General features: G+C 70.1%; 15 protein-coding genes. 6 read left to right on the top strand and 9 right to left on the bottom strand.

Features of this window, described 5'->3' with window-relative positions; translation table 11 throughout:
* Positions 1–4 precede the first annotated feature (4 nt).
* Entirely contained in the window at positions 5–985 is a 981-nt protein-coding gene (gene nrdF, locus JOE53_RS08725) for a class 1b ribonucleoside-diphosphate reductase subunit beta (RefSeq protein ID WP_005052315.1), read from the top strand.
* A gap of 114 nt (positions 986–1099) precedes the next feature.
* Here nrdF and JOE53_RS08720 read toward each other — a convergent pair whose 3' ends face one another.
* The gene (locus JOE53_RS08720; RefSeq protein ID WP_016464603.1) at positions 1100–1510 is read right to left on the bottom strand and encodes a hypothetical protein; all 411 of its coding nucleotides are present in this window, start codon (positions 1508–1510) and stop codon (positions 1100–1102) included.
* Positions 1511–1600: 90 nt separating this feature from the next.
* Here JOE53_RS08720 and JOE53_RS08715 point away from each other — a divergent pair, with 90 nt between their 5' ends.
* Positions 1601–2068 (top strand): DUF3817 domain-containing protein, encoded by a 468-nt coding sequence (locus tag JOE53_RS08715; RefSeq protein ID WP_005052320.1) that lies wholly within the window; start codon positions 1601–1603, stop codon positions 2066–2068.
* A gap of 95 nt (positions 2069–2163) precedes the next feature.
* Positions 2164–2574 (top strand): MarR family winged helix-turn-helix transcriptional regulator, encoded by a 411-nt coding sequence (locus JOE53_RS08710; protein WP_232212091.1) that lies wholly within the window; start codon positions 2164–2166, stop codon positions 2572–2574.
* A 30-nt stretch (positions 2575–2604) separates the two neighbouring features.
* On the opposite strand, the gene JOE53_RS08705 is transcribed toward JOE53_RS08710, so the two are convergent.
* Complete coding sequence (locus JOE53_RS08705) at positions 2605–3732, bottom strand: class I SAM-dependent methyltransferase (RefSeq protein ID WP_005052325.1); 1128 nt, start codon at positions 3730–3732, stop codon at positions 2605–2607.
* A complete protein-coding gene (locus JOE53_RS08700; RefSeq protein ID WP_005052328.1) occupies positions 3729–5021 on the bottom strand; it encodes a DUF4921 family protein in 1293 nt (430 codons plus the stop codon). The genes JOE53_RS08705 and JOE53_RS08700 overlap by 4 nt, the downstream gene beginning before the upstream one ends.
* Positions 5022–5056: 35 nt before the next feature.
* On the opposite strand from JOE53_RS08700, the gene JOE53_RS08695 reads away from it, so the two are divergent.
* Positions 5057–5437, top strand: a complete 381-nt coding sequence (locus JOE53_RS08695; RefSeq protein ID WP_005052331.1) for a DoxX family protein — start codon at positions 5057–5059, stop codon at positions 5435–5437.
* 54 nt (positions 5438–5491) lie between these two features.
* On the opposite strand, the gene JOE53_RS08690 is transcribed toward JOE53_RS08695, so the two are convergent.
* The 3 genes from JOE53_RS08690 to JOE53_RS08680 all read right to left on the bottom strand — a co-directional run bounded on the left by JOE53_RS08690 (position 5492) and on the right by JOE53_RS08680 (position 9353).
* Positions 5492–6874, bottom strand: coding sequence for an MFS transporter (locus JOE53_RS08690; RefSeq protein ID WP_005052333.1), 1383 nt, complete (start codon positions 6872–6874; stop codon positions 5492–5494).
* 140 nt (positions 6875–7014) lie between these two features.
* On the bottom strand, positions 7015–7671 hold the full coding sequence (locus JOE53_RS08685) for a response regulator (RefSeq protein WP_005052335.1): 657 nt from the start codon (positions 7669–7671) through the stop codon (positions 7015–7017).
* On the bottom strand, positions 7668–9353 hold the full coding sequence (locus tag JOE53_RS08680) for a sensor histidine kinase (protein WP_005052337.1): 1686 nt from the start codon (positions 9351–9353) through the stop codon (positions 7668–7670). Before JOE53_RS08680 ends, JOE53_RS08685 begins: the two co-directional genes overlap by 4 nt.
* A 160-nt stretch (positions 9354–9513) precedes the next feature.
* Here JOE53_RS08680 and JOE53_RS08675 point away from each other — a divergent pair, with 160 nt between their 5' ends.
* Complete coding sequence (locus JOE53_RS08675; RefSeq protein ID WP_005052339.1) at positions 9514–11049, top strand: CitMHS family transporter; 1536 nt, start codon at positions 9514–9516, stop codon at positions 11047–11049.
* A gap of 26 nt (positions 11050–11075) precedes the next feature.
* Here the strand turns inward: JOE53_RS08675 and JOE53_RS08670 are convergent, their stop codons facing one another.
* Positions 11076–11981, bottom strand: coding sequence for an NYN domain-containing protein (locus tag JOE53_RS08670; protein WP_005052342.1), 906 nt, complete (start codon positions 11979–11981; stop codon positions 11076–11078).
* Position 11982: 1 nt separating this feature from the next.
* The gene (locus JOE53_RS08665; RefSeq protein WP_204947432.1) at positions 11983–12999 is read right to left on the bottom strand and encodes a Gfo/Idh/MocA family protein; all 1017 of its coding nucleotides are present in this window, start codon (positions 12997–12999) and stop codon (positions 11983–11985) included.
* A 36-nt stretch (positions 13000–13035) separates the two neighbouring features.
* Here JOE53_RS08665 and JOE53_RS08660 point away from each other — a divergent pair, with 36 nt between their 5' ends.
* Positions 13036–14379: a M20/M25/M40 family metallo-hydrolase gene (locus tag JOE53_RS08660; protein ID WP_204947431.1), complete on the top strand. Its 1344-nt coding sequence runs from the start codon at positions 13036–13038 to the stop codon at positions 14377–14379.
* Between the two features lie 140 nt (positions 14380–14519).
* Here JOE53_RS08660 and hrpA read toward each other — a convergent pair whose 3' ends face one another.
* Complete coding sequence (gene hrpA, locus JOE53_RS08655; RefSeq protein WP_204947430.1) at positions 14520–18470, bottom strand: ATP-dependent RNA helicase HrpA; 3951 nt, start codon at positions 18468–18470, stop codon at positions 14520–14522.
* Positions 18471–18472 lie beyond the last annotated feature (2 nt).

Genomic DNA, 18472 nt, shown 5'->3' with positions numbered 1-18472 from the left:
CGACATGACCCCGTCCGAGCCGCTCAAGCTCATCGACCACGTCCAGGCGATCAACTGGAACCGCATCCAGGACGACAAGGACCTCGAGGTGTGGAACCGCCTCGTGAACAACTTCTGGCTGCCCGAGAAGGTGCCGCTGTCCAACGACATCCAGTCGTGGGCGACGCTCACCCCCGACGAGCAGACCACCACGATGCGGGTGTTCACCGGACTCACGCTCCTGGACACCATCCAGGGCACCGTGGGGGCGGTGTCGCTCATCCCCGACGCGATCACGCCGCACGAAGAAGCCGTGTACACGAACATCGCGTTCATGGAGTCGGTTCACGCGAAGAGCTACTCGTCGATCTTCTCGACGCTGTGCTCCACGCCTGAGATCGACGACGCGTTCCGGTGGTCGGTGGAGAACCCGAACCTTCAGAAGAAGGCCCACATCGTCATGGACTATTACCGTGGCGACGAGCCCCTCAAGCGCAAGGTCGCCTCGACCCTGCTGGAGTCGTTCCTGTTCTACTCGGGCTTCTACCTGCCGCTGTACTGGTCGAGCAAGGCCAAGCTCACGAACACGGCCGACATCATCCGCCTCATCATCCGCGACGAGGCCGTGCACGGCTACTACATCGGCTACAAGTTCCAGAAGGGTCTCGAGAAGCTCACGCAGCCCGAGCGCGACGAGATCAAGGACTACACGTTCTCGCTGCTCTACGAGCTGTACGACAACGAGGTGCAGTACACGCAGGACCTCTACGACGGCATCGGGCTGACCGAGGACGTCAAGAAGTTCTTGCACTACAACGCCAACAAGGCGCTGATGAACCTCGGCTACGAGGCGATGTTCCCGTCGCAGCTGACCAACGTGAACCCGGCGATCCTGTCGGCCCTGTCGCCGAACGCCGACGAGAACCACGACTTCTTCAGCGGGTCGGGCTCGTCGTACGTCATCGGCAAGGCCGTCGCGACCGAGGACGACGACTGGGACTTCTGATCTGACCGACGTCGTCAGACGGATGCCGCGACGCCCCCGGACTGTGCTCGATGAGCCGGTCCGGGGGCGTCATCGTCTCCGCACCCCCCTGAGCATCATGCTCGCGCGAGCCGGTCAGGAGATCACGACGGGCCCGAAGGTCACCGGTCCCGGGCAGGAGCCGCCCTCGGATGTGTAGGGGATCTCGACCTGCAGATCCCGTGTGACGACACCTGAGCGATCGGTGATCACCACGCGCACCGTCGTGCCGGGCTCGATGCTGACGATGCTCGTGTCGCCGACGTACGGCGGGTCCAGCGGCAGCTCTCCGCGGCCGTCGCCGTCGAGGGGGAGGGCCGCCGGGATGCAACCGCCGCCGAAACAGGCTGCGAGGTCACCGACGGTCAGGGCGGGGGCGACCTCGATCGTGACGGGGCCGGGGTTGACGAAGCCGATGGCGGGACACACCGGTACCAGCGGCGCGCACGCCCCCAGTATCGCCGTCGTCGTGAGAGCGGCGAGCGCCACCGGAAGTGCACGGGTCATGGCCCTCACCCTACGGAATCGGTCGTCCGGGGATGGTCCTCTCACAGGACGCGCCCAGGCCGAGGGATTTCCTTCAGTTATGTTGAAGGAATGCTCCGCACTCCACTGTCACTGTTTCGCACCCTCGCGTTCGCCGAGGCGGTGTCGTGGACGCTGCTCATCGCGGGGCTCATCGTCCGGGCGACGACCGGGTGGGCGCCCGCGGTCACGATCGGCGGCGGCATCCACGGCTTCGTGTTCCTCTCCTATGGCGCCGCGGTCGTGCTGGTGGCCCTCAACAATCGGTGGCCGGCGGGGCCGACGGTCGTCGCCCTGATCTCGGCGATCGTGCCCTACGCCACCATTCCGGTCGAGCTCTGGGTGCACCGCCGCGGGTTGCTCGCGGGCGCGTGGCGCGTGGAGGCCGACGCCGATGCAGCGGATGCGCGCTGGTACGACGGGCCGCTTGCCTGGTTCCTGCGCCGCCCGTGGCTGCTGTTCGTCGGCATCCTCGTCGCCGTCGTCGGTGTCTTCGCCGTGCTGCTGATCCTCGGCCCTCCGGGCGGCGCCAAGGGCTGAGTGCGCGGGGCAAGACGGCTCCCGCGGCGACCGACCGGGAAAAGTCACGGGACGGCGACCCGCTGTGCGCACAGCGCATGGATAGCATGGACCGCATGACTCAGGACGGTCCCCGCTTCAGCCCGGTCATCGCGCTGCTCGCCGTCTCGGCGATGTGGGAGGAGCAGCTGGCGACGATCCTCAAAGACCTCGGCATCAGCACCCGCAAGTTCGGTCTCCTCGGTCACATCTACGCCGAGCCCGGCATCTCGTTCTCCGAGCTGGCCCGCCGCTCCCACATCACCGTGCAGTCCGCCCACACCGCCGTGCGCACGCTCGTCGACGACGGTCTCGTGCAGGACGCCACCGCCCATGCCGGCGCCGCCAGCGACCTCCACGTCACCCCCAAGGGTGCGCGCGTGCTGCAGGATGCCCGCGAGCGCCTCTTCGAGCTCGACGGTGCGCTCGCCCAGCGCCTGCCGAAGGTCGCCGACTCTCTCGACGGCATCCGCGCCGGCATCGTCTGAGCGCACGGCGCGAGGTGCGGCGGCGCCGGCTCACCGCGTCGTCGACACGGTCACCGTGAACTTCGGATCGCGGGAGACCTGACGCGTCGGCCCCACGACGCGCTCGAGCGTGCCGCGGTACCGCAGTGGTGAGTTCCACACGCACCACAGCTCGCCGCCGGGCGCGAGCACCCGTGCGGCGTCGGCGAACAGACGCTCCGCGATCGTGGTGGTCAGCGCGGCACCGGAATGGAACGGGGGATTCAGGGCGATGAACGACGCGCTCGCATCCGGGCGCTCCTCCAGCCCATCGGCGCGCGCGACGTGCACGCGATCGCCCAGTGCGTTCGCGGCCACGGTCGCCTTCGCCGACGCGACCGCCGCGGCCGACTGATCGCTGGCGTATACATACGCGAACGGATGCCGCCGCGCGAGCCAGGCGCCCACGATGCCGGTGCCGCAGGCGAGATCGATCCAGGGGTCCTCGCTGCTGCCGCCGCCGGGAGCGTGCGGCGCGGCGTCGAGTGCCGCCAGCAGTGCCCGGGTGCCGATGTCCAGGCGTGCGCCCGCGAAGGCCCCGCCGAAGGCGCGCAGCTCCAGCTCGTCGACGCGCGACGCCGCGGGCATCGGGTCGCGGCCGTCGTGCGGGTCCCGGGCGATCAGCACTCGAGACTTCTGGCGGGCGTGAGTCACATCGACCGTGGTGAAGAACGCGCGCAGCACCTCGTTCATCGCGACGCTCATGTGCTTGATGCGACCCCCGGCCACCACGACGACGTCGGATGCCGCATGCGCCGCGATCAGTCCGGCGATATCGCGCAGGGCGTCCAACGAGCGCGGCAGGCGCATCAGCACGACGCGCGCGCCGGTGACGAGAGCCGCGTTCAGCGGGCCGGAGGAGACCTGCTCGGCCAGCCCCAGCGCGGCGGCGTTGGCGTGCAGTGCCCGTTCGCCCAGGAGGGCGTCCTGGTGCGCGCGCACCCCGGCGGCGCCGTCGTGAGCCGCACCGAGGGCGAGGGCTCCGTACGCGTCACCGATGACGGCGATCTGACCGGCCCCGGCTCCGGCGCGCAGAGCGGCCGACTCGTCGAGGATCAGGCGGTCGGCGGCATCCACCGCACCGAGCCCCTCGCCTTCGACGTCGGGTGCGCGTCGAAGCATCTCGAACGGCAGGCTCACGAACCCTCCGCGTAACGCAGGACGGCATCTGCCGGTGTGCACTCATCGCCGATGCGGATGCCGTCGGCCAGCCGTCCCGCCTCGCGCAGCTCCTGCAGTCCGGCGACGGTGCGCCGGCGCAGCTCCCACGGATCGATCGTGTTGACGTAGATCTTCGTGCCGCCCTCGAAGCCGGCGGGAGTGGAGATGCGCCACTTGAGCACCACCCGCCAGGGCATGGGCCACGGCGCGCCGGGCGGCCGGTAGTGCCACTCCTCGTTGGTCGGCACGTGCACGCCCGTCGCGGCGTGCAGCGCGTGCAGCAGGTCGGAGACGGCGCGCCGCTCGGCATCCGTGTGCTCCTGGGGCAGGTTCGCGGCCGACGTCGAGAAGATCTCGAACGCCGGGTAACGGTGACCGACGCCGGCGAAAGCGACGGCGCCGTCCGTCGCTGCGACGACGAGTCCTTCGGACACGGCCAGATCGGCGATCTCGTGCTGATACAGGCCGCGGTCGTGCGAGAGCAGGCGCAGCTCGTGATCGACCTGCGGGCCGTGGTCGTCGATCGCGACGAGCTGCTTGTGGAGGTGCTCGAAGGAGGCGCCCGCCGGCCGCAGCCAGTTCTGGAAGACGCTGACGTACCCGGCGTGCGGCTGCGCCGCCTGGATCTCCGCCAGCGCCTGCACGGTGAAGGCGACGTAGGCTGCATGCTCGTCGGGGCTCAGCGTTCCCGACGATGCCAGCTCGGCATCCGTGGTCGCGCCCTCGACGACGTGACGCCGGGCGACGACGACGTCGTGGGATCCGCCGAGCAGGTCCAGTGCCGCTTCCTCGAGGCTGGTTTCGGTACCGGCTGCGCGTGCGCGAATCTCGGCGAGCTTTTCCATGTGCACGCGTCCGACGGGATCGGACAGGTACTCCTCGGCCCACTGCACGATCTGCGCCGGCTGGCGGTAGCCGTGGTTCTCGCGCCAGTACTCGGCGGACACGATCTCGAACAGGTTGCCGAAGCGGCGGAACTCGGCGACGGAGTCGTTCAGCGCGTGCGCGGGTACCCGGCGCTCCTCCTCGAAACGCGGGCCCACCAGTCGCGCCTTCTCGGGCGTGGTCTCGAGGTAGCGATCGACGCAGAACGCGCAGAGTCGTCGATCCTCACCGGGTCCGAGGCGGTGCACATCCTCGCGGGGTTCCGTGAGGGGACGGTTCGCGCGGCCCGGAACCGTCCAGACCCGCGTGTCGGTGAGAGGGCCGATCTGCTTGACGGTGCCGTCGGGCAGGCGCCGGATCGCTCGTGGTGCTCCGTCGCTCATGCCTCCAGCCTATCGAGGCGGAGGATACTGGCCTGATGAAGACGTTCGCGCGATGGCTGCTGGCCGCCGGCATGATGTTCGCCGGTCTGTCCCACCTGTTCTGGGCCAGAAAGGAGTTCCAGGCGCAGGTCCCCGACGTCGTCACCGATGTCCTGCCGATCGACAAGGACGCCGTCGTGGTCGCCTCCGGCGCGGTGGAGATCATGCTCGGAGCCGCTCTGGTCGTGCTGCCGAAGGAGCGCAGGCGTGTCGGCGCCCTTCTCGCCGCGTTCTTCATCGCGATCTTCCCCGGCAACATCGCGCAGGCCGTGGATCGGCGTCCGGCCTTCGGTCTGGACAGCGATGCCGCTCGTCTGACGCGCTTGCTCTTCCAGCCGCTGCTGGTCGCCTGGGCGCTGCTCGCGACCCGAGACTGAGGCGAGCGGGGGCGGATGCCGCGGCATCCACCCCCGCATCTGCGCACCAAGCGCTCAGCGCGGGGCCTGCACCCGCACGGTTCCCGTCTCGGTGACCAGGCGCTCGCGATCCACGCGGTCGAGCTCGTGCAGGGAGCTGCCCTTGGTCTCGCGCATCGAGACCACCGCGATGAGCGTGATCGCGGCGGCGAGCGCCAGATACAGTGCGACGGGGATGTAGCTGCCCGAGGCCGACAGCAGGGCCGTCGCGATGATCGGCGCGAGCGAGCCGGCGACGATGGACGTCACCTGGTAGCCGAGCGAGACGCCGGAATACCGCATGCGGGTCGGGAACATCTCCGACATGATCGCCGGCTGAGGGGCGTACATGAAGGAGTGGATCACCAGGCCCAGGCAGATCGCCAGGATGATGATCGCCGGCTCCTTCGTGTTGAACATCGGGAAGGCGATGAAGCCCCACGCTGCCGCGCCGACCGTGCCGATCGCGTAGACGGGCTTGCGCCCGATGCGGTCGGCGAGGGCACCGACCAGCGGGATGACGATCATGTGGACGATGTGGGCGATCACCAGCATGCCGAGGATCTCGGCCGTGTTCACATCGAGGGCGATCTTCAGGTACGTGATCGAGAAGGTGACCACGAGGTAGTACATGATGTTCTCCGCGAAGCGCAGACCCATCGCGGTGAGCACGCCGCGCGGATAGCGGCGGACGACCTCAAAAACGCCGTAACGGTCGTGCTTCTGCTCCTCCGCCTCTTTCTGCGCTTCGAGGAAGATCGGCGCATCGCTGATCTTGGTGCGTATGTAGTAGCCGATCGCCACGATCACCACCGACAGCCAGAACCCGACCCGCCAGCCCCAGGCGAGGAACGCCTCCGCGGATAGGGTGCGGCTGAGCACGAGCAGCACGACGGTCGCGACGAGGTTGCCGATCGGCACGGCCGCCTGGGGGAATGACGCCCAGAATCCGCGTGTCTTGTCGGGGGAGTGCTCGGCGACCAGCAGGACGCCGCCGCCCCATTCACCGCCGACAGCGAAGCCCTGGGCGAAGCGCAGCAGCACCAGCAGTGCCGGCGCCCAGTAGCCGACCTGCTGGAAGGTCGGCAGGCAGCCCATGAGGAACGTCGCCACACCGACGAGGATGATGGCCAGCTGCAGGAGCTTCTTGCGTCCGTACTTGTCACCGAAGTGGCCGAACACGATGCCGCCCAGCGGGCGGGCGATGAAGCCGACCGCATAGGTGACGAACGCCGCGATGATGCCGGCGTAGGGGTCGTCGGACGGCGGGAACATGATCAGGTTGAACACGAGCGTGGCCGCCGTGGCATAGAGGAAGAACTCGTACCACTCCACGATCGTTCCGGCCATCGAGGCGCTGACGACCCGGCGAAGACCGGACTGCGGGGGTGTGCCATGCGATGCGGTCGCTGAAACCATGCGCTGATACCTCCTTGTAGAGCGCGGTGCGGCGGGGGATGCCGCGCCGTGGACGCTACCTGAAAAGCGATTCAGGTACAAGGTTGAATGCTGCACAGCGCGTGTGCGCTCGTGCACCGGCCCCCTGTGCGCGGGCTTGCCTACGTGCGTCGCCGCGCGTACCGGTGCTCCGGGCGGCCAGTGGTGCCGTAGCGCAGCCGCACCTCCACGATGCCGCGGGTCGCCAACGCCGCGAGGTGACGCTGCGCGGTGGCGCGAGAGACGCCGGCGCGATCGGCGATCTCCGATGCCGAGGACTCGTCGTCGCCGAGGGCCCCGAGGATCACCTGCTCCGTCGCCGATCGCGATACGGAGGACGTGTCGCTTGCCGCGTGGAGGATGCCGAGGGCCCGATCGATCTCGTCCTGAGACACCGTGCGCTGTTCGTCGAGCACGTTGCGGAAGCGGGCGTAGCGATCGAGGACGTCGACGAGCGTGCGCCGCTCGAACGGCTTGACGAGGTAGCCGAGGGCGCCGGCGCGCAGGGCGCGGCGCACGGTCGCCGCGTCGGTCGCGGCCGAGAGTACGAAGGCGTCGATCGGGGTCTCGCGCACGAAGGCGATCCCGTCGCCGTCCGGCAGATACGCGTCGACGAGCAGAAGGTCAGGGTGCTCGGAGCGGACGGCGGCGGTCGCGTCGGCGAGCGTGCGCGCGGGCTCGAGTGCGCGGTAGGCGGATCTCTCCGCCACGATCTCGCGATGCAGCCCTGCGACGCGGAAGTCGTCGTCGACGACGAGGACGCGCAGAGGTGTCGTCATGAGGTGGGATCCCTTCGGTCGGCGAACACGTCAGGTGCAGGGCCGGATTCGGGGGAGTCCTCGGCGGGGACGTCGCCGAGAACGCCGTGCAGCCGGGCGCCGAACACGGCACCCGTGTGCGGTGCGGTTCCTCCGGCCGCGATGAGCCACACCTCGCCGCCGCGGCGGCGCGCGAGCTCGCGGGACAACGGCAGGCCCACGCCGAGCCCGTGCACCCGGTCGATGTCGGCAGCGTCGCGACGGCCGCGTGAGAAGAGATCGATGTCGGCGGCCACCCCCGCGCCGGAGTCGGCGACGGTGAGGACCAGATCGTGCCCGTCGCCGAAGCACCCGATCTGCACATGGCGCGGCGGGGCGCCCTCGACGGCAGCGCGCACCGCGTTGTCGACGAGGTTGCCGAGCACGGCGGCCACATCCTCCACCTCGATCAGCGGTGCCAGCAGCAGCGAGTCCGGGTCGACGGATACGCGTACGCCGCGCTCGCCTGCCTCGAGGCCATGGGCGCCGATGAGGGCATGCAGGAGGCTGTCGCCGATACGGTCGATGTTCTCGACGGGGTAGTCGACCGGTCCGCGATGCAGCTGCTCGCCCAGGAACTCCCGCGCCTCGCCCGGGCGGTCGGCGTCGAGCATGCCGACGGCGACGTGCAGGCGGTTGGCGAACTCGTGACGCTGAACCCGCAGCGCGCCGGTCATGGCCCGCACCGTGTCGAGTCGCTCGCTGAGCGCGGCGACGTCGGTGCGGTCGCGGACGATCAGCACGGTGCCGAGGTCGCGCCCGCCGCGGCGCACCGGCTGCGCATCGGCGTAGAGCACCCGCTCACCCACGACCACACCCTCGCTCGCCGTGCCGTCACGGGCCGCTGCGAGGATCGCGGGGGCGATGCCCAGCTGCTCCAACGTCGCCCCCGTGGGCTCCTCGAGCCCCAGCATCCGCCGCGCTGCTTCATTGCAGAGGCGCACGACGCCGTCGTCGTCGAGGGCCACGACCCCGTCGCCGACCCCGTCGAGGACGGCGGCCTGATTCTGCACGAGAGCGACGAGCTCTTCCGGCTGCAGACCCAACGTGAGCCGTTCCCATCGCCGTCGCAGCATGATCCCGGCGACCGCCGCGAGCATCACGCCGGCACCGGCGGCCGCGGCGACTCCGCCGAGCAGCGCCGGCAGATCATCGAACACGCTGGCCGGTTCGAACCCCACGCTCACCTCGCCGACCGGGGAGACGTTCGCCGGGCGGACGCCCTCCGCTCCCGGAGGCCAGATCGGCACCTTCGCGCGTGCCGAGACGCCGAGCGTGCCCTGCTGCCACGTGACGACCTCGTTGCCGGCGAGCACCTCGCGGAAGTCGGTGCTGACCGGCTGGCCGAGGAGGGCGGGGTCCGGGTGGGCCAGTCGGATGCCGTGGTCATCGGTGATCACGACGAACAGGGTGCCGGTGCGCGCGGTGACGTCGGCGGCCAGATCCTGCAGCGGAGCGTCCCTCAGGTCCGCGCCGCGGGGTGTTCCGGGATCGGCGCTGATCTCGGCCACCGCCGCGCGTACCTGCGGATCGACGGCGACGGTGCGGGCGATGTTCAGGGCCGACGTCTCGGCCGCGGCCCGCAGCTGCTGGATGCCGAGCAGCACGAAGACGAGCACGCAGGCGGCGACGACGACGGCGACCGTCGCCAGCTGCACGAGCATCACCCGCGTCGCGAACCTCATCTGGTGAGCATAATGCGCTGAACTCGCGTTGCGCGCAGAAGTCCGTGCAATGAGAGATACCGCGCGCGGGCGCGGTGGCATCCCTAGAGTCGCGGAATCCGGTCGACGAGGCGCGTCGGCCGCAGACGAAGGAGTCGAGATGCCCCCTGTTCTCACGTCACTCGCGGCCGCGGCCGACGAGGGCTACGACCTGGCGTTCACGCCGTCGGACGGTGTGCTGGTCGTCCTCGGGTTCACGATGGTGCTGACGTTCATGGCGCTGATCATGACGCGCCGACTGACCCCCATGGTCGCCCTGATCGTGGTGCCGACGATCTTCGGCCTGTTCGCCGGCGCCGGCTTCGGCCTGGGGGACATGATCATGGACGCGATCAAGTCCATGGCGCCGACGGCGGCCCTGCTCATGTTCGCGATCATGTACTTCGGGATCATGATCGACGTCGGTCTGTTCGACCCCCTCATCCGTCTGATCACCCGCGTGCTCGGCGACGATCCCGCCAAGGTGGTGCTGGGCACCGCGCTGCTGGCCGGGGCGGTGTCGCTGGACGGCGACGGATCGACGACGTTCATCATCACGACCTCCGCGATGCTGCCGATCTACCTGCGTCTGGGCATGAGCCCGGTCGTCCTCACCTGTGTCGCGGGACTCATGAACGGCACGCTCAACATCGTGCCGTGGGGCGGTCCCACCGTGCGCGCGGCATCCGCCCTGTCGCTGCAGCCGACGGACATCTTCGTACCCATGCTCCCCTCGCTCGCGACCGGTCTCGTGATCTCGTTGGCCTTCGCCTGGTTCCTCGGCCTCGGCGAGCGTCGCCGCCTCGCCGGCTCGATCGACACCACGCGCATCGAGTCGACCCGCGGCGACGGGATCTTCGGCGCGCCTCGCCTCTTCCGCGGCGCCGAGCCGAAGCCCGGTGCCGCCGCGACGCTGCGCACCGGCAACATCGTCACCGTCCGGGGTGCGCGCGATGCGGTCGCAGCCACCGCGCTTGTGGATGCCGCCGACACGGCCATGGCCGACACCATGCTCGACCCGAACCGGCCCACACTGCGTCCGCGTCTGATCTGGTTCAACCTCGCGCTGACCGTCGCCGTCATGGTGCTGCTGGTGCTGGACCTGTTCCCGCTGGCGTTCGTGTTCATGGTCGGTGCGGCGATCGCACTGATCGTCAACTTCCCGAAGCTCAAGAGCCAGGCGGACGAGATCGTCGCGCACGCCCCCTCGATCGTCGGCGTCGTGTCGATGGTCCTCGCCGCCGGTGTGCTGGTCGGCGTGCTCAACGGCACCGGGATGGTGACGGCGATGGCCTCGTGGATCACGGCAGTGATCCCCGCCGAAATGGGACCCTTCCTCGCGGTCATCACGGGCGTGCTGTCGATCCCGTTCACGTTCTTCATGTCCAACGACGCGTTCTACTTCGGCATCCTGCCGGTGCTGGCCGAAAGCGCCTCGCACTTCGGCATCGCACCCGTGGAGATGGCGCGCGCCTCCATCACCGGGCAGCCCGTGCATCTGCAGAGCCCGCTCGTCCCGGCGATCCTGCTTCTGGTGTCGCTGGCGAACGTCAACCTCGGAGATCACCACAAGAAGGTGCTGTGGCGGGCCGCGCTCGTCTCGCTGGCGATGCTCGCCGTCGGCGTGCTCGTCGGGGTGATCCCGCTCGCCGCCTGAGAGGGATCACGGCACGGCCGACGGCATCAGCTCCCGTCGGCCGTGCCGTCGTCGCCGGAGTGGGGACGCACCCGCACGATGTTCGTCGTCTCGTCGATGTCGGCGACGCCGGGGTAGGCCTTCACGAAGTCGGAGAAGGACCGGTGCCCCAGCGCCTTCTCGCTGAAGGACGGATCCATGCGCTTGAGCAGGTTCTTCACCGCCGACAGGTGCACCCACTCGTCGTCGGTGCGCTCCTGCTCCAGACGCAGCGCACGCCCGAGAAGCTCAGCCGTCGGGTCTTCGGTCTTCTTGCGCCGGCGCGACGAAGAGGGGGCCGAGGTGGCGGCGGCATCCGCCTTCTTCTGGGTCGCAGCCGACGCGGGCAGCACCACTCCGGGCAGCGAGTCGTAGGAGTCGAACTGGTCGCACGCCGCTGCGAGCGACTTGGCCGTCGAACCGGCCACGCCGACACCCACCACGACGCGTCCGAGACGCTTGCAGCGCTGCGCGAGCGGGACGTAGTCGCTGTCTCCGGCGACGATCACGACGTGGGTGAGGTCGGGCAGGCGGAACATGTCCTCGACGGTGTCGACCGCCAGGCGGATGTCGGCGCCGTTCTTCGCGTACGCCGCCGCGGGGAACAGCTGCACGAGGTCGACGGCGCGGGCCACCAGCTGCGAACGGTAGAGCGCGTTGACCGGCGACGACCAGTCGGCATAGGCGCGCGTGAGCACGAGGGTTCCGAAGGAGGCCGCGTAGTCGATGATCGCCCCGACATCGATCGTGGCATCCTTCAGACGCTGTGCGATCTCGGGGGCATCGGGGTCGGCGATGATCTTCTGGCGGTCGGCGGCGTAGGAGTTGCGCCCGTGCACGCGGTCGTACCAACTCATGACGATGTTGTCGAAGTCGAGGTAGACGGCGACGCGGTTGCCCTGCAGTTCGACCATGTCAGCGCACCTTCGGGTAGGCCACGCCGAGCTGGCCTCGCACGTCGTCGAGCGCGTGCATGATCGCGATCGACTCCGCGAACGGCAGCAGGTCGCTGTCGGTGCGCCCCTCCCGCAGCAACCGCTCGGCGGCGAGGGCCTGGAACTGCATGCCGCGGCCATCCACCTCAGAGCGGTACTCCTCGATCACGGTGCCGTCGGTCGCGGTGACCCGGAAGGAGGTGGGCTCGTACCAGACGCGATCGATGTCGATCCGCGCCTTCGTGCCGACCACGTGGGCCGTGTTCGGGCCGGCGGCGCGCGAGCTGGTCGCGATCGACGAGACCGCGCCGCCCGCGTGGACGGCGGCGATCGCGACCTCGGTGTCGGCTCCGGTGTCGCCGAGGCGGCCCACGGCACGGATCTCGGTCATCGGCCCGAGCACGTCCCACGCGAAGGAGACGGGATAGATGCCGAGATCCAGGAGGGCGCCCCCGCCGAGTTCGAGCGCGTTCAATCGATGCGCCGGGTCGGTGGGAAGCGACTGCGTGTGGTCGGCGATGACGGCGCGCACCTCGCCCAGCGTGCCGTCGGCGATGAGCTCACGAATGCGGACCATGTGCGGCAGATACCGCGTCCACATCGCCTCCATCGCCAGCAGTCCGCGCCCGGCGGCGATGTCACGGATCGCGATGGCCTCATCGGCATCCAGCGTCACGGCCTTCTCGATGAGAACGTGCTTGCCGGCCTCGAGCGCGAGGATCGCGTGCTCCCGGTGGTGGCTGTGCGGCGAGGCGACGTAGACGATGTCGACGTCGGGGTCGGCGACGAGCTCCTCGTACGACCCGTGCGCGTGGGGGATGTCATGGTCGGCGGCGAACGCGCGCGCCGACTCCGGACGGCGCGATCCGACCGCGGTGACGGTGAGACCCGCCGTCCGCAGGTCCTTTGTGAACGCATGGGCGATGCCGCCCGTGGCGAGGATTCCCCAGCGGATGGGCGCGGTCGGCACGGTCGTGCCGGGGGCGTTGTCGGTCATGCGACGAGCCTAGCCGCGCGCGCGTAGGCTCGAGCCGTGAGTGCCGACACCGAGGCGTCGATCGCCCGATTCCGTGAGCTGCTGCAGATTCCGACCGTCTCGCACGCCGATGAGCGCCTCGTGGATGCGGAGGCGTTCACGCGCTTCATCGACACGTTGGCGCGCTTGTATCCGGCAGCGCACGCCGCTCTCGAGCGTGAGGTCGTCGACGGCTACTCCCTGCTGTTCCACTGGGCCGGCAGCGGCGGCGCGGCGGATCCGCTCGTACTCATGGCCCACATGGACGTCGTCCCCGTCGTCGAAGAGGAATGGGACCACCCGCCGTTCGGGGCCGAGGTGGTCGGTGAAGGTGTCGATGCCGAGATCCACGCGCGCGGCGCCATCGACGACAAGGGCGCGCTCGTGGCGATCATGGAGGCGGTGGAGGAACTCGCCGCGGAGGGCTACGCGCCCACCCACGACGTCTATCTCTCCTTCGGCCACAACGAGGAGACGGCGGGCGGAGGCGCGCGCGCGATCGTGGCGCTGCTGCGCGAACGCGGGGTCACGCCGCGTCTGGTGCTCGATGAAGGCGGCGCGGTCGTGGACGGTGCGGTGCCGGGGGTCGCGGTGTCGACCGCGATGGTCGGGGTCGCCGAGCGCGGCGTGCTGACGCTGCGGCTGACCGCGCGCGGGAGCGGAGGGCACGCGTCCACGCCGCCCGCCTTCCCCGCGACGGCGCGGCTCGCCCGTGCGATCGATCGCGTGCAGCGGCATCCGTTCCCCGCTCGCATCGCCCCGCCCGTGCGCGCTCTGTTCGCGACGCTCGCCCTGCACGCCGCACAGCCGCTGCGCACCGTCTTCGCGAATCTCGGAGCGCTCGCCCCGCTGGTCGCGCGGGTGTTCGCGCGCCTCGGGCCCGAACTGAACGCGATGGTGCGGACGACGGCCGTCGCGACCGAGCTGTCGGGCGCCCCGGGCGAGAACGTGCTCGCGACCACGGCGGGTGCCTCGATCAACATCCGCCTGCTGACCGGCGACACCGTCGCCTCGGCGACGGCGCGGATCCGCCGCATCGTGGCAGACCCCGCCGTCGAGATCGAGGTGCGCCACGGGTCCGACCCCTCGCCGGTCTCGTCCTGGCGCGGCGAGCCGTGGCGGCGCATCGCGACCGCCGTCCACGACGCCCTCGGCACCGACATCGTGACGACGCCGTACATCCAGCTCGGGGCGAGCGACAGCCGCTGGTTCACCGCGATCAGCGCGCACGTCTATCGGTTCACGCCCTTCCACCTGACGCGCGGTGAGCGCGACGCGCTGCACGCGCACAACGAGCGCATCCGCGTCGAGTCGTGGCTGAACGGCATCCGCTTCTATCTCGCCCTCATCCGAGCCAGCTGACGCTTTCTGCGCCCGCCCCTCTCCCGCTGCATGTCCCACTCTGTGCTGTTGGGAGCGCTCTCACCCAGCAGGAATCGGGACACGCTCCGCGGGAATGGGGACACGCTCCGCGGAGATCGGGACGCGCACGGCGGGTGGGGTCAGGCGGAGAGCGCCTTCGTGATGCGGGGGAGCGAGACGGGCTCGGCGGTGCCGAGCGCCTGGGCGAACAGGCTCACGCGGTACTCCTCGAGCAGCCAGCGTGCGTGCGCGACCGCGGGCGGCGCATCGGCGGCAAGGGGGAGCGCACCGCCGGCCTCCGCGTAGAGCGCCGCCGCGCGTTCGAACTCGGTCAGACGCTGGCGATCCCGGCCCGGATTGTCGGCGAGTGCACGCACCCGCTCCAGGGCGCCCTGCAGGTAGCGGGGAAGATGACGCAGCCGATCGAGGCCGGTGCGCGCGATGAATCCGGGGTAGATGAGCCCGCTGAGCTGCGCTTTCACGTCGCCGAGCGCAGCCAGCAGCGTCATCGCGTTCTGCGACTTCACGGCACGCTCGACGTCGCGCTGCAGCGTCAGGATGCGTGCCGTCAGCGAGACCGCCTGGAACAGCTCGTCGACCACGGCCGACGACAGCGCGTCGCGGACGACGGCGAACTGCTCGGGTGTGCGGACGCCGCCCGGGGCGACGCGCGCCATCACCGCGTCCGCGACGGCGACGCGCGCATCCTCGATGAGCGCCTTCGCGGACGGGTACGGCGACGCCGCGAGAGAGAGCTTCTCCGCAGCGGTCAGATGCTCGAGCACGTAGGCGCTCGGCGAGGGCACGGCGAGCAGCAGCAGGCGACGAACCCCCGCGTGCGTGAGGCGTGCGGCCCGTTCGGGCGTGGACTCGATGCGCAGCGCCACGGCATCCTTCTCGTCCACGAGCGCGGGGTAGCCCCGCACGACGCCGCCGGCGACCTTCGTGTCGACGACCTCGGGGAGTGTGCCGAGGTCCCACGTCAGAATGCCGCTGCGCTCGACGATCTGCGGCGCCGCGCTGGCGGATGCCGTCGCCGCCCCGCCGCCCGACGGCATGCCGGACTCCGAGATCCCCGAGGCGCGGGCGACGCGCCCGGCGGGTTGCTGCTCGCGCGTGAGGGTGCGGGCGACCTGCTCGCGGGCGCGGCCGGCGAGGCGGCTCTGCAGGTCGGCGAGGTCGCGGGAGGTGCCGACGGTGCGTCCCCGGTGATCGACGGCCCGGAACGTCATCAGCAGGTGCGCGGGCACCCGCTCGAGGTCGAAGTCGTCGGCCGTCACGGGCTGGTTCGCCACGCGCTGGATGCGGGCGGCCAGCGCGCTGCGCAGCGTCTGGGGCGGCAATCCGTCGTGGTGCTCAGGACCGGCCGACGCCACGTCCTCGCCGAGCTTCGCCGCCCAGTCCGCGGCCGGCACCACGTGCCGGCGGATCGCCTTCGGCAGCGCTTTCAACAGTGCCGTCATCAGCTCCGCCCGCAATCCCGGCACCTGCCAGTCGAAACCGTCGGGGCGCAGCGCCGCCAGCAGCGGAAGCGGCACGACCACGCTGACGCCGTCCTCCGGATTTCCGGGTTCGAAACGATACGCGAGCGAGAGCACCTGGTCGCCCTGCTGCCAACGACCGGGGAAGGCGCGCTCATCCGCCCCCGACGCGTCATCGCGGAGGTCGGCCTCGGTCATGTCGAGAAGGCGCGGTGAGCGCGGCGAGGCCCCGCGCCACCACGTCTCGAACGAGCGCACATCGAACACGTCGTGCGGCACGCGCGCGTCGTAGAACGTGAAGACGGCCTCGTCGCCGACGAGGATGTCGCGGCGGCGTTCGCGCTCCTCCACCTTCTCCAGGTGGCGCCGCAGCTCCAGGTTGCGGCGTTCGAATGCGGTCAGGCGCTTGTCGAGGTGCTGGCTGTTCCAGTCGCCGTCGACGAGCGCGTGCCGGATGAACAGCTCCCGCGCGAGCGGACGGTCGATGCGGGCCAGCTGCACGCGCCGGCGCGGGATGATCTCCACCCCGAAGAGCGTGACCTTCTCGGCGGCGACGGCGGCACCGGCATCCTTCGACCAGTGCGGGTCGCTGAGCTGACGGTGGGCGAGATCGCCGGCGAGCTCCTCGGCCCACGCGGGATCGATCGCCGCCACGGTGCGGGCGAACAGCCGCGAGGTCTCGACCAGCTCGGCCGCCATGACCGCATCGGGGCTCGCCTTGCGCAGACCCGATCCGGGGAAGATGGCGAAATTCGCGCCCCGCGCTCCGCGGTAGGTCGCGATCTGCTTGCGACGGTCGTTTCCGCCGCCCTTCGCCGCGCCGTTCTTCGCCGGTGTCAGCGAGCGGGTGTCGAGGATGCCGATGTGCGAGAGCAGACCCGACAGGATCGCCCGGTGCACGCGCGCGGGGTCGGCCGCCGCGCCGTCGGAGGTCGAACCGGTCTTCGCGCCCATCAGCTGGCGCAGCTGCCGGTGCACGTCGGCCCATTCGCGCACCCGCACATAGTTGAGGAACTCGCTGCGGCACAGGCGTCGGAAGGCGCTGGAGCCGAGGTCGCGCTGCTGTTCCTGCAGGTGGTTCCAGAGGTTGAGGAGGGCGAGGAAGTCGCTCGTCGGATCGGCGAAGCGCGCGTGGAGGCGGTCGGCCTGCTCTCTCGCCGCGGGGTCTTCGGCCGACGGGCGTTCGCGGACGTCCTGGATCGACAGCCCGGCGACGATCGCGAGCACGTCGGGGAGCACCTCCAGACGGCGCGCCTCGATGAGCATCCGCGCGAAGCGGGGGTCGATCGGCAGCCGTGCGATCTCGCGGCCGAGGGAGGTCAGCCGCCGTGACGGCGAGACGGCGCGCAGCTCGGTCAGCAGGTCGAATGCGGCTTTGACTCCGCGGCTGTCCGGCTTCGTGAGGAAGGGGAAGTCCTCGATGTCGCCGAATCCGAGTGCGAGCATCTGCAGGATGACGGACGCGAGGGAGGTACGGAGGATCTCGGGCTCGGTGTATTCCGGGCGTGCGAGGAAGTCGTCCTCGCTGTAGAGGCGGATCGCGATGCCGTTCGAGGTGCGCCCGGCTCGTCCGGAACGCTGCTGGGCCGACGCCTGCGACACCGCCTCGATCGGCAGACGCTGCACCTTCGAGCGTGCACTGTAGCGGGAGATGCGGGCCGTACCCGCATCGATCACGTAGCGGATGCCGGGAACCGTGAGACTCGTCTCGGCAACGTTGGTCGCCAGGATCACGCGCCGACGCACGCCGGCGACGGCCGACGGCTCGAACACGCGGTGCTGTTCGGCGGCGGAGAGCCGACCGTAGAGGGGGAGGACCTCCGTGGGGCGCGCATCCTTCGCGTACATGCCGCGGACGGCATCCATCGCGTCGCGGATCTCCGCCTCGCCGGGGAGGAAGACGAGGACATCGCCGTTCGCTTCGCGGTCGAGCTCCCGCAGAGCGGCCGTCAGCGTGTCGACCTCGTCACGGTCGCCGTCGCGCGGGCTGTCGGAGTCGGCCGCACCCGGGCGGTAGCGAATCTCGACCGGGTAGGTGCGGCCGGACACCTCGACGATCGGCGCGGGTGTGCCCCCGGCATCCGCGAAGTGTCTCGCGAAGCTCTCAGGATCGATCGTCGCCGAGGTGATGACGAGCTTCAGATCGGGACGCTCGGGCAGGATGCGTGCGAGGTAGCCGAGGAGGAAGTCGATGTTCAGCGACCGCTCGTGGGCCTCGTCGATGATGATCGTGTCATAGCGGCGCAGCAGGCGGTCGCGGTGGATCTCGTTGAGGAGGATGCCGTCGGTCACGAGCGCGATCCGGGTGTCCTCCGACACCTGATCGGTGAAACGCACCTTGTAGCCGACGGCACCGCCGAGGGGCACCTGCAGCTCCTCGGCGATGCGCTCCGCGATGGTGCGCGCGGCGATGCGTCGCGGCTGGGTGTGCGCGATCTTCGTGCGCCCGAGCTCGAGGCAGATCTTCGGCAGCTGCGTGGTCTTGCCCGACCCGGTCGCGCCGGCCACGATCACGACCTGATGATCCCGGATCGCGCGCGCGATCTCGTCCCGCGCGGCGCTGACGGGCAGCTCCGGCGGGTAGGAGATCACGGGCGTGGGGGAAGGCATAG

Origin of the sequence: Microbacterium laevaniformans, from assembly GCF_016907555.1 — a bacterium.
Classification (GTDB): Bacteria; Actinomycetota; Actinomycetes; order Actinomycetales; family Microbacteriaceae; genus Microbacterium; species Microbacterium laevaniformans.
The sequence above is the reverse complement of the archived record's forward strand: the minus strand, read 5'-3'. Positions and strand labels throughout refer to the sequence as shown.

Excerpts from the sequence above, each read along its gene's own strand:
- nrdF (WP_005052315.1), top strand. The coding sequence starts at position 5 with ATGACCCCGTCCGAGCCGCTCAAGCTCATCGACCACGTCCAGGCGATC.
- JOE53_RS08720 (WP_016464603.1), bottom strand. The coding sequence starts at position 1,510 with ATGACCCGTGCACTTCCGGTGGCGCTCGCCGCTCTCACGACGACGGCG.
- JOE53_RS08715 (WP_005052320.1), top strand. The coding sequence starts at position 1,601 with ATGCTCCGCACTCCACTGTCACTGTTTCGCACCCTCGCGTTCGCCGAG.
- JOE53_RS08710 (WP_232212091.1), top strand. The coding sequence starts at position 2,164 with ATGACTCAGGACGGTCCCCGCTTCAGCCCGGTCATCGCGCTGCTCGCC.
- JOE53_RS08700 (WP_005052328.1), bottom strand. The coding sequence starts at position 5,021 with ATGAGCGACGGAGCACCACGAGCGATCCGGCGCCTGCCCGACGGCACC.
- JOE53_RS08695 (WP_005052331.1), top strand. The coding sequence starts at position 5,057 with ATGAAGACGTTCGCGCGATGGCTGCTGGCCGCCGGCATGATGTTCGCC.
- JOE53_RS08690 (WP_005052333.1), bottom strand. The coding sequence starts at position 6,874 with ATGGTTTCAGCGACCGCATCGCATGGCACACCCCCGCAGTCCGGTCTT.
- JOE53_RS08685 (WP_005052335.1), bottom strand. The coding sequence starts at position 7,671 with ATGACGACACCTCTGCGCGTCCTCGTCGTCGACGACGACTTCCGCGTC.
- JOE53_RS08680 (WP_005052337.1), bottom strand. The coding sequence starts at position 9,353 with ATGCTCGTGCAGCTGGCGACGGTCGCCGTCGTCGTCGCCGCCTGCGTG.
- JOE53_RS08675 (WP_005052339.1), top strand. The coding sequence starts at position 9,514 with ATGCCCCCTGTTCTCACGTCACTCGCGGCCGCGGCCGACGAGGGCTAC.
- JOE53_RS08670 (WP_005052342.1), bottom strand. The coding sequence starts at position 11,981 with ATGGTCGAACTGCAGGGCAACCGCGTCGCCGTCTACCTCGACTTCGAC.
- JOE53_RS08665 (WP_204947432.1), bottom strand. The coding sequence starts at position 12,999 with ATGACCGACAACGCCCCCGGCACGACCGTGCCGACCGCGCCCATCCGC.
- hrpA (WP_204947430.1), bottom strand. The coding sequence starts at position 18,470 with ATGCCTTCCCCCACGCCCGTGATCTCCTACCCGCCGGAGCTGCCCGTC.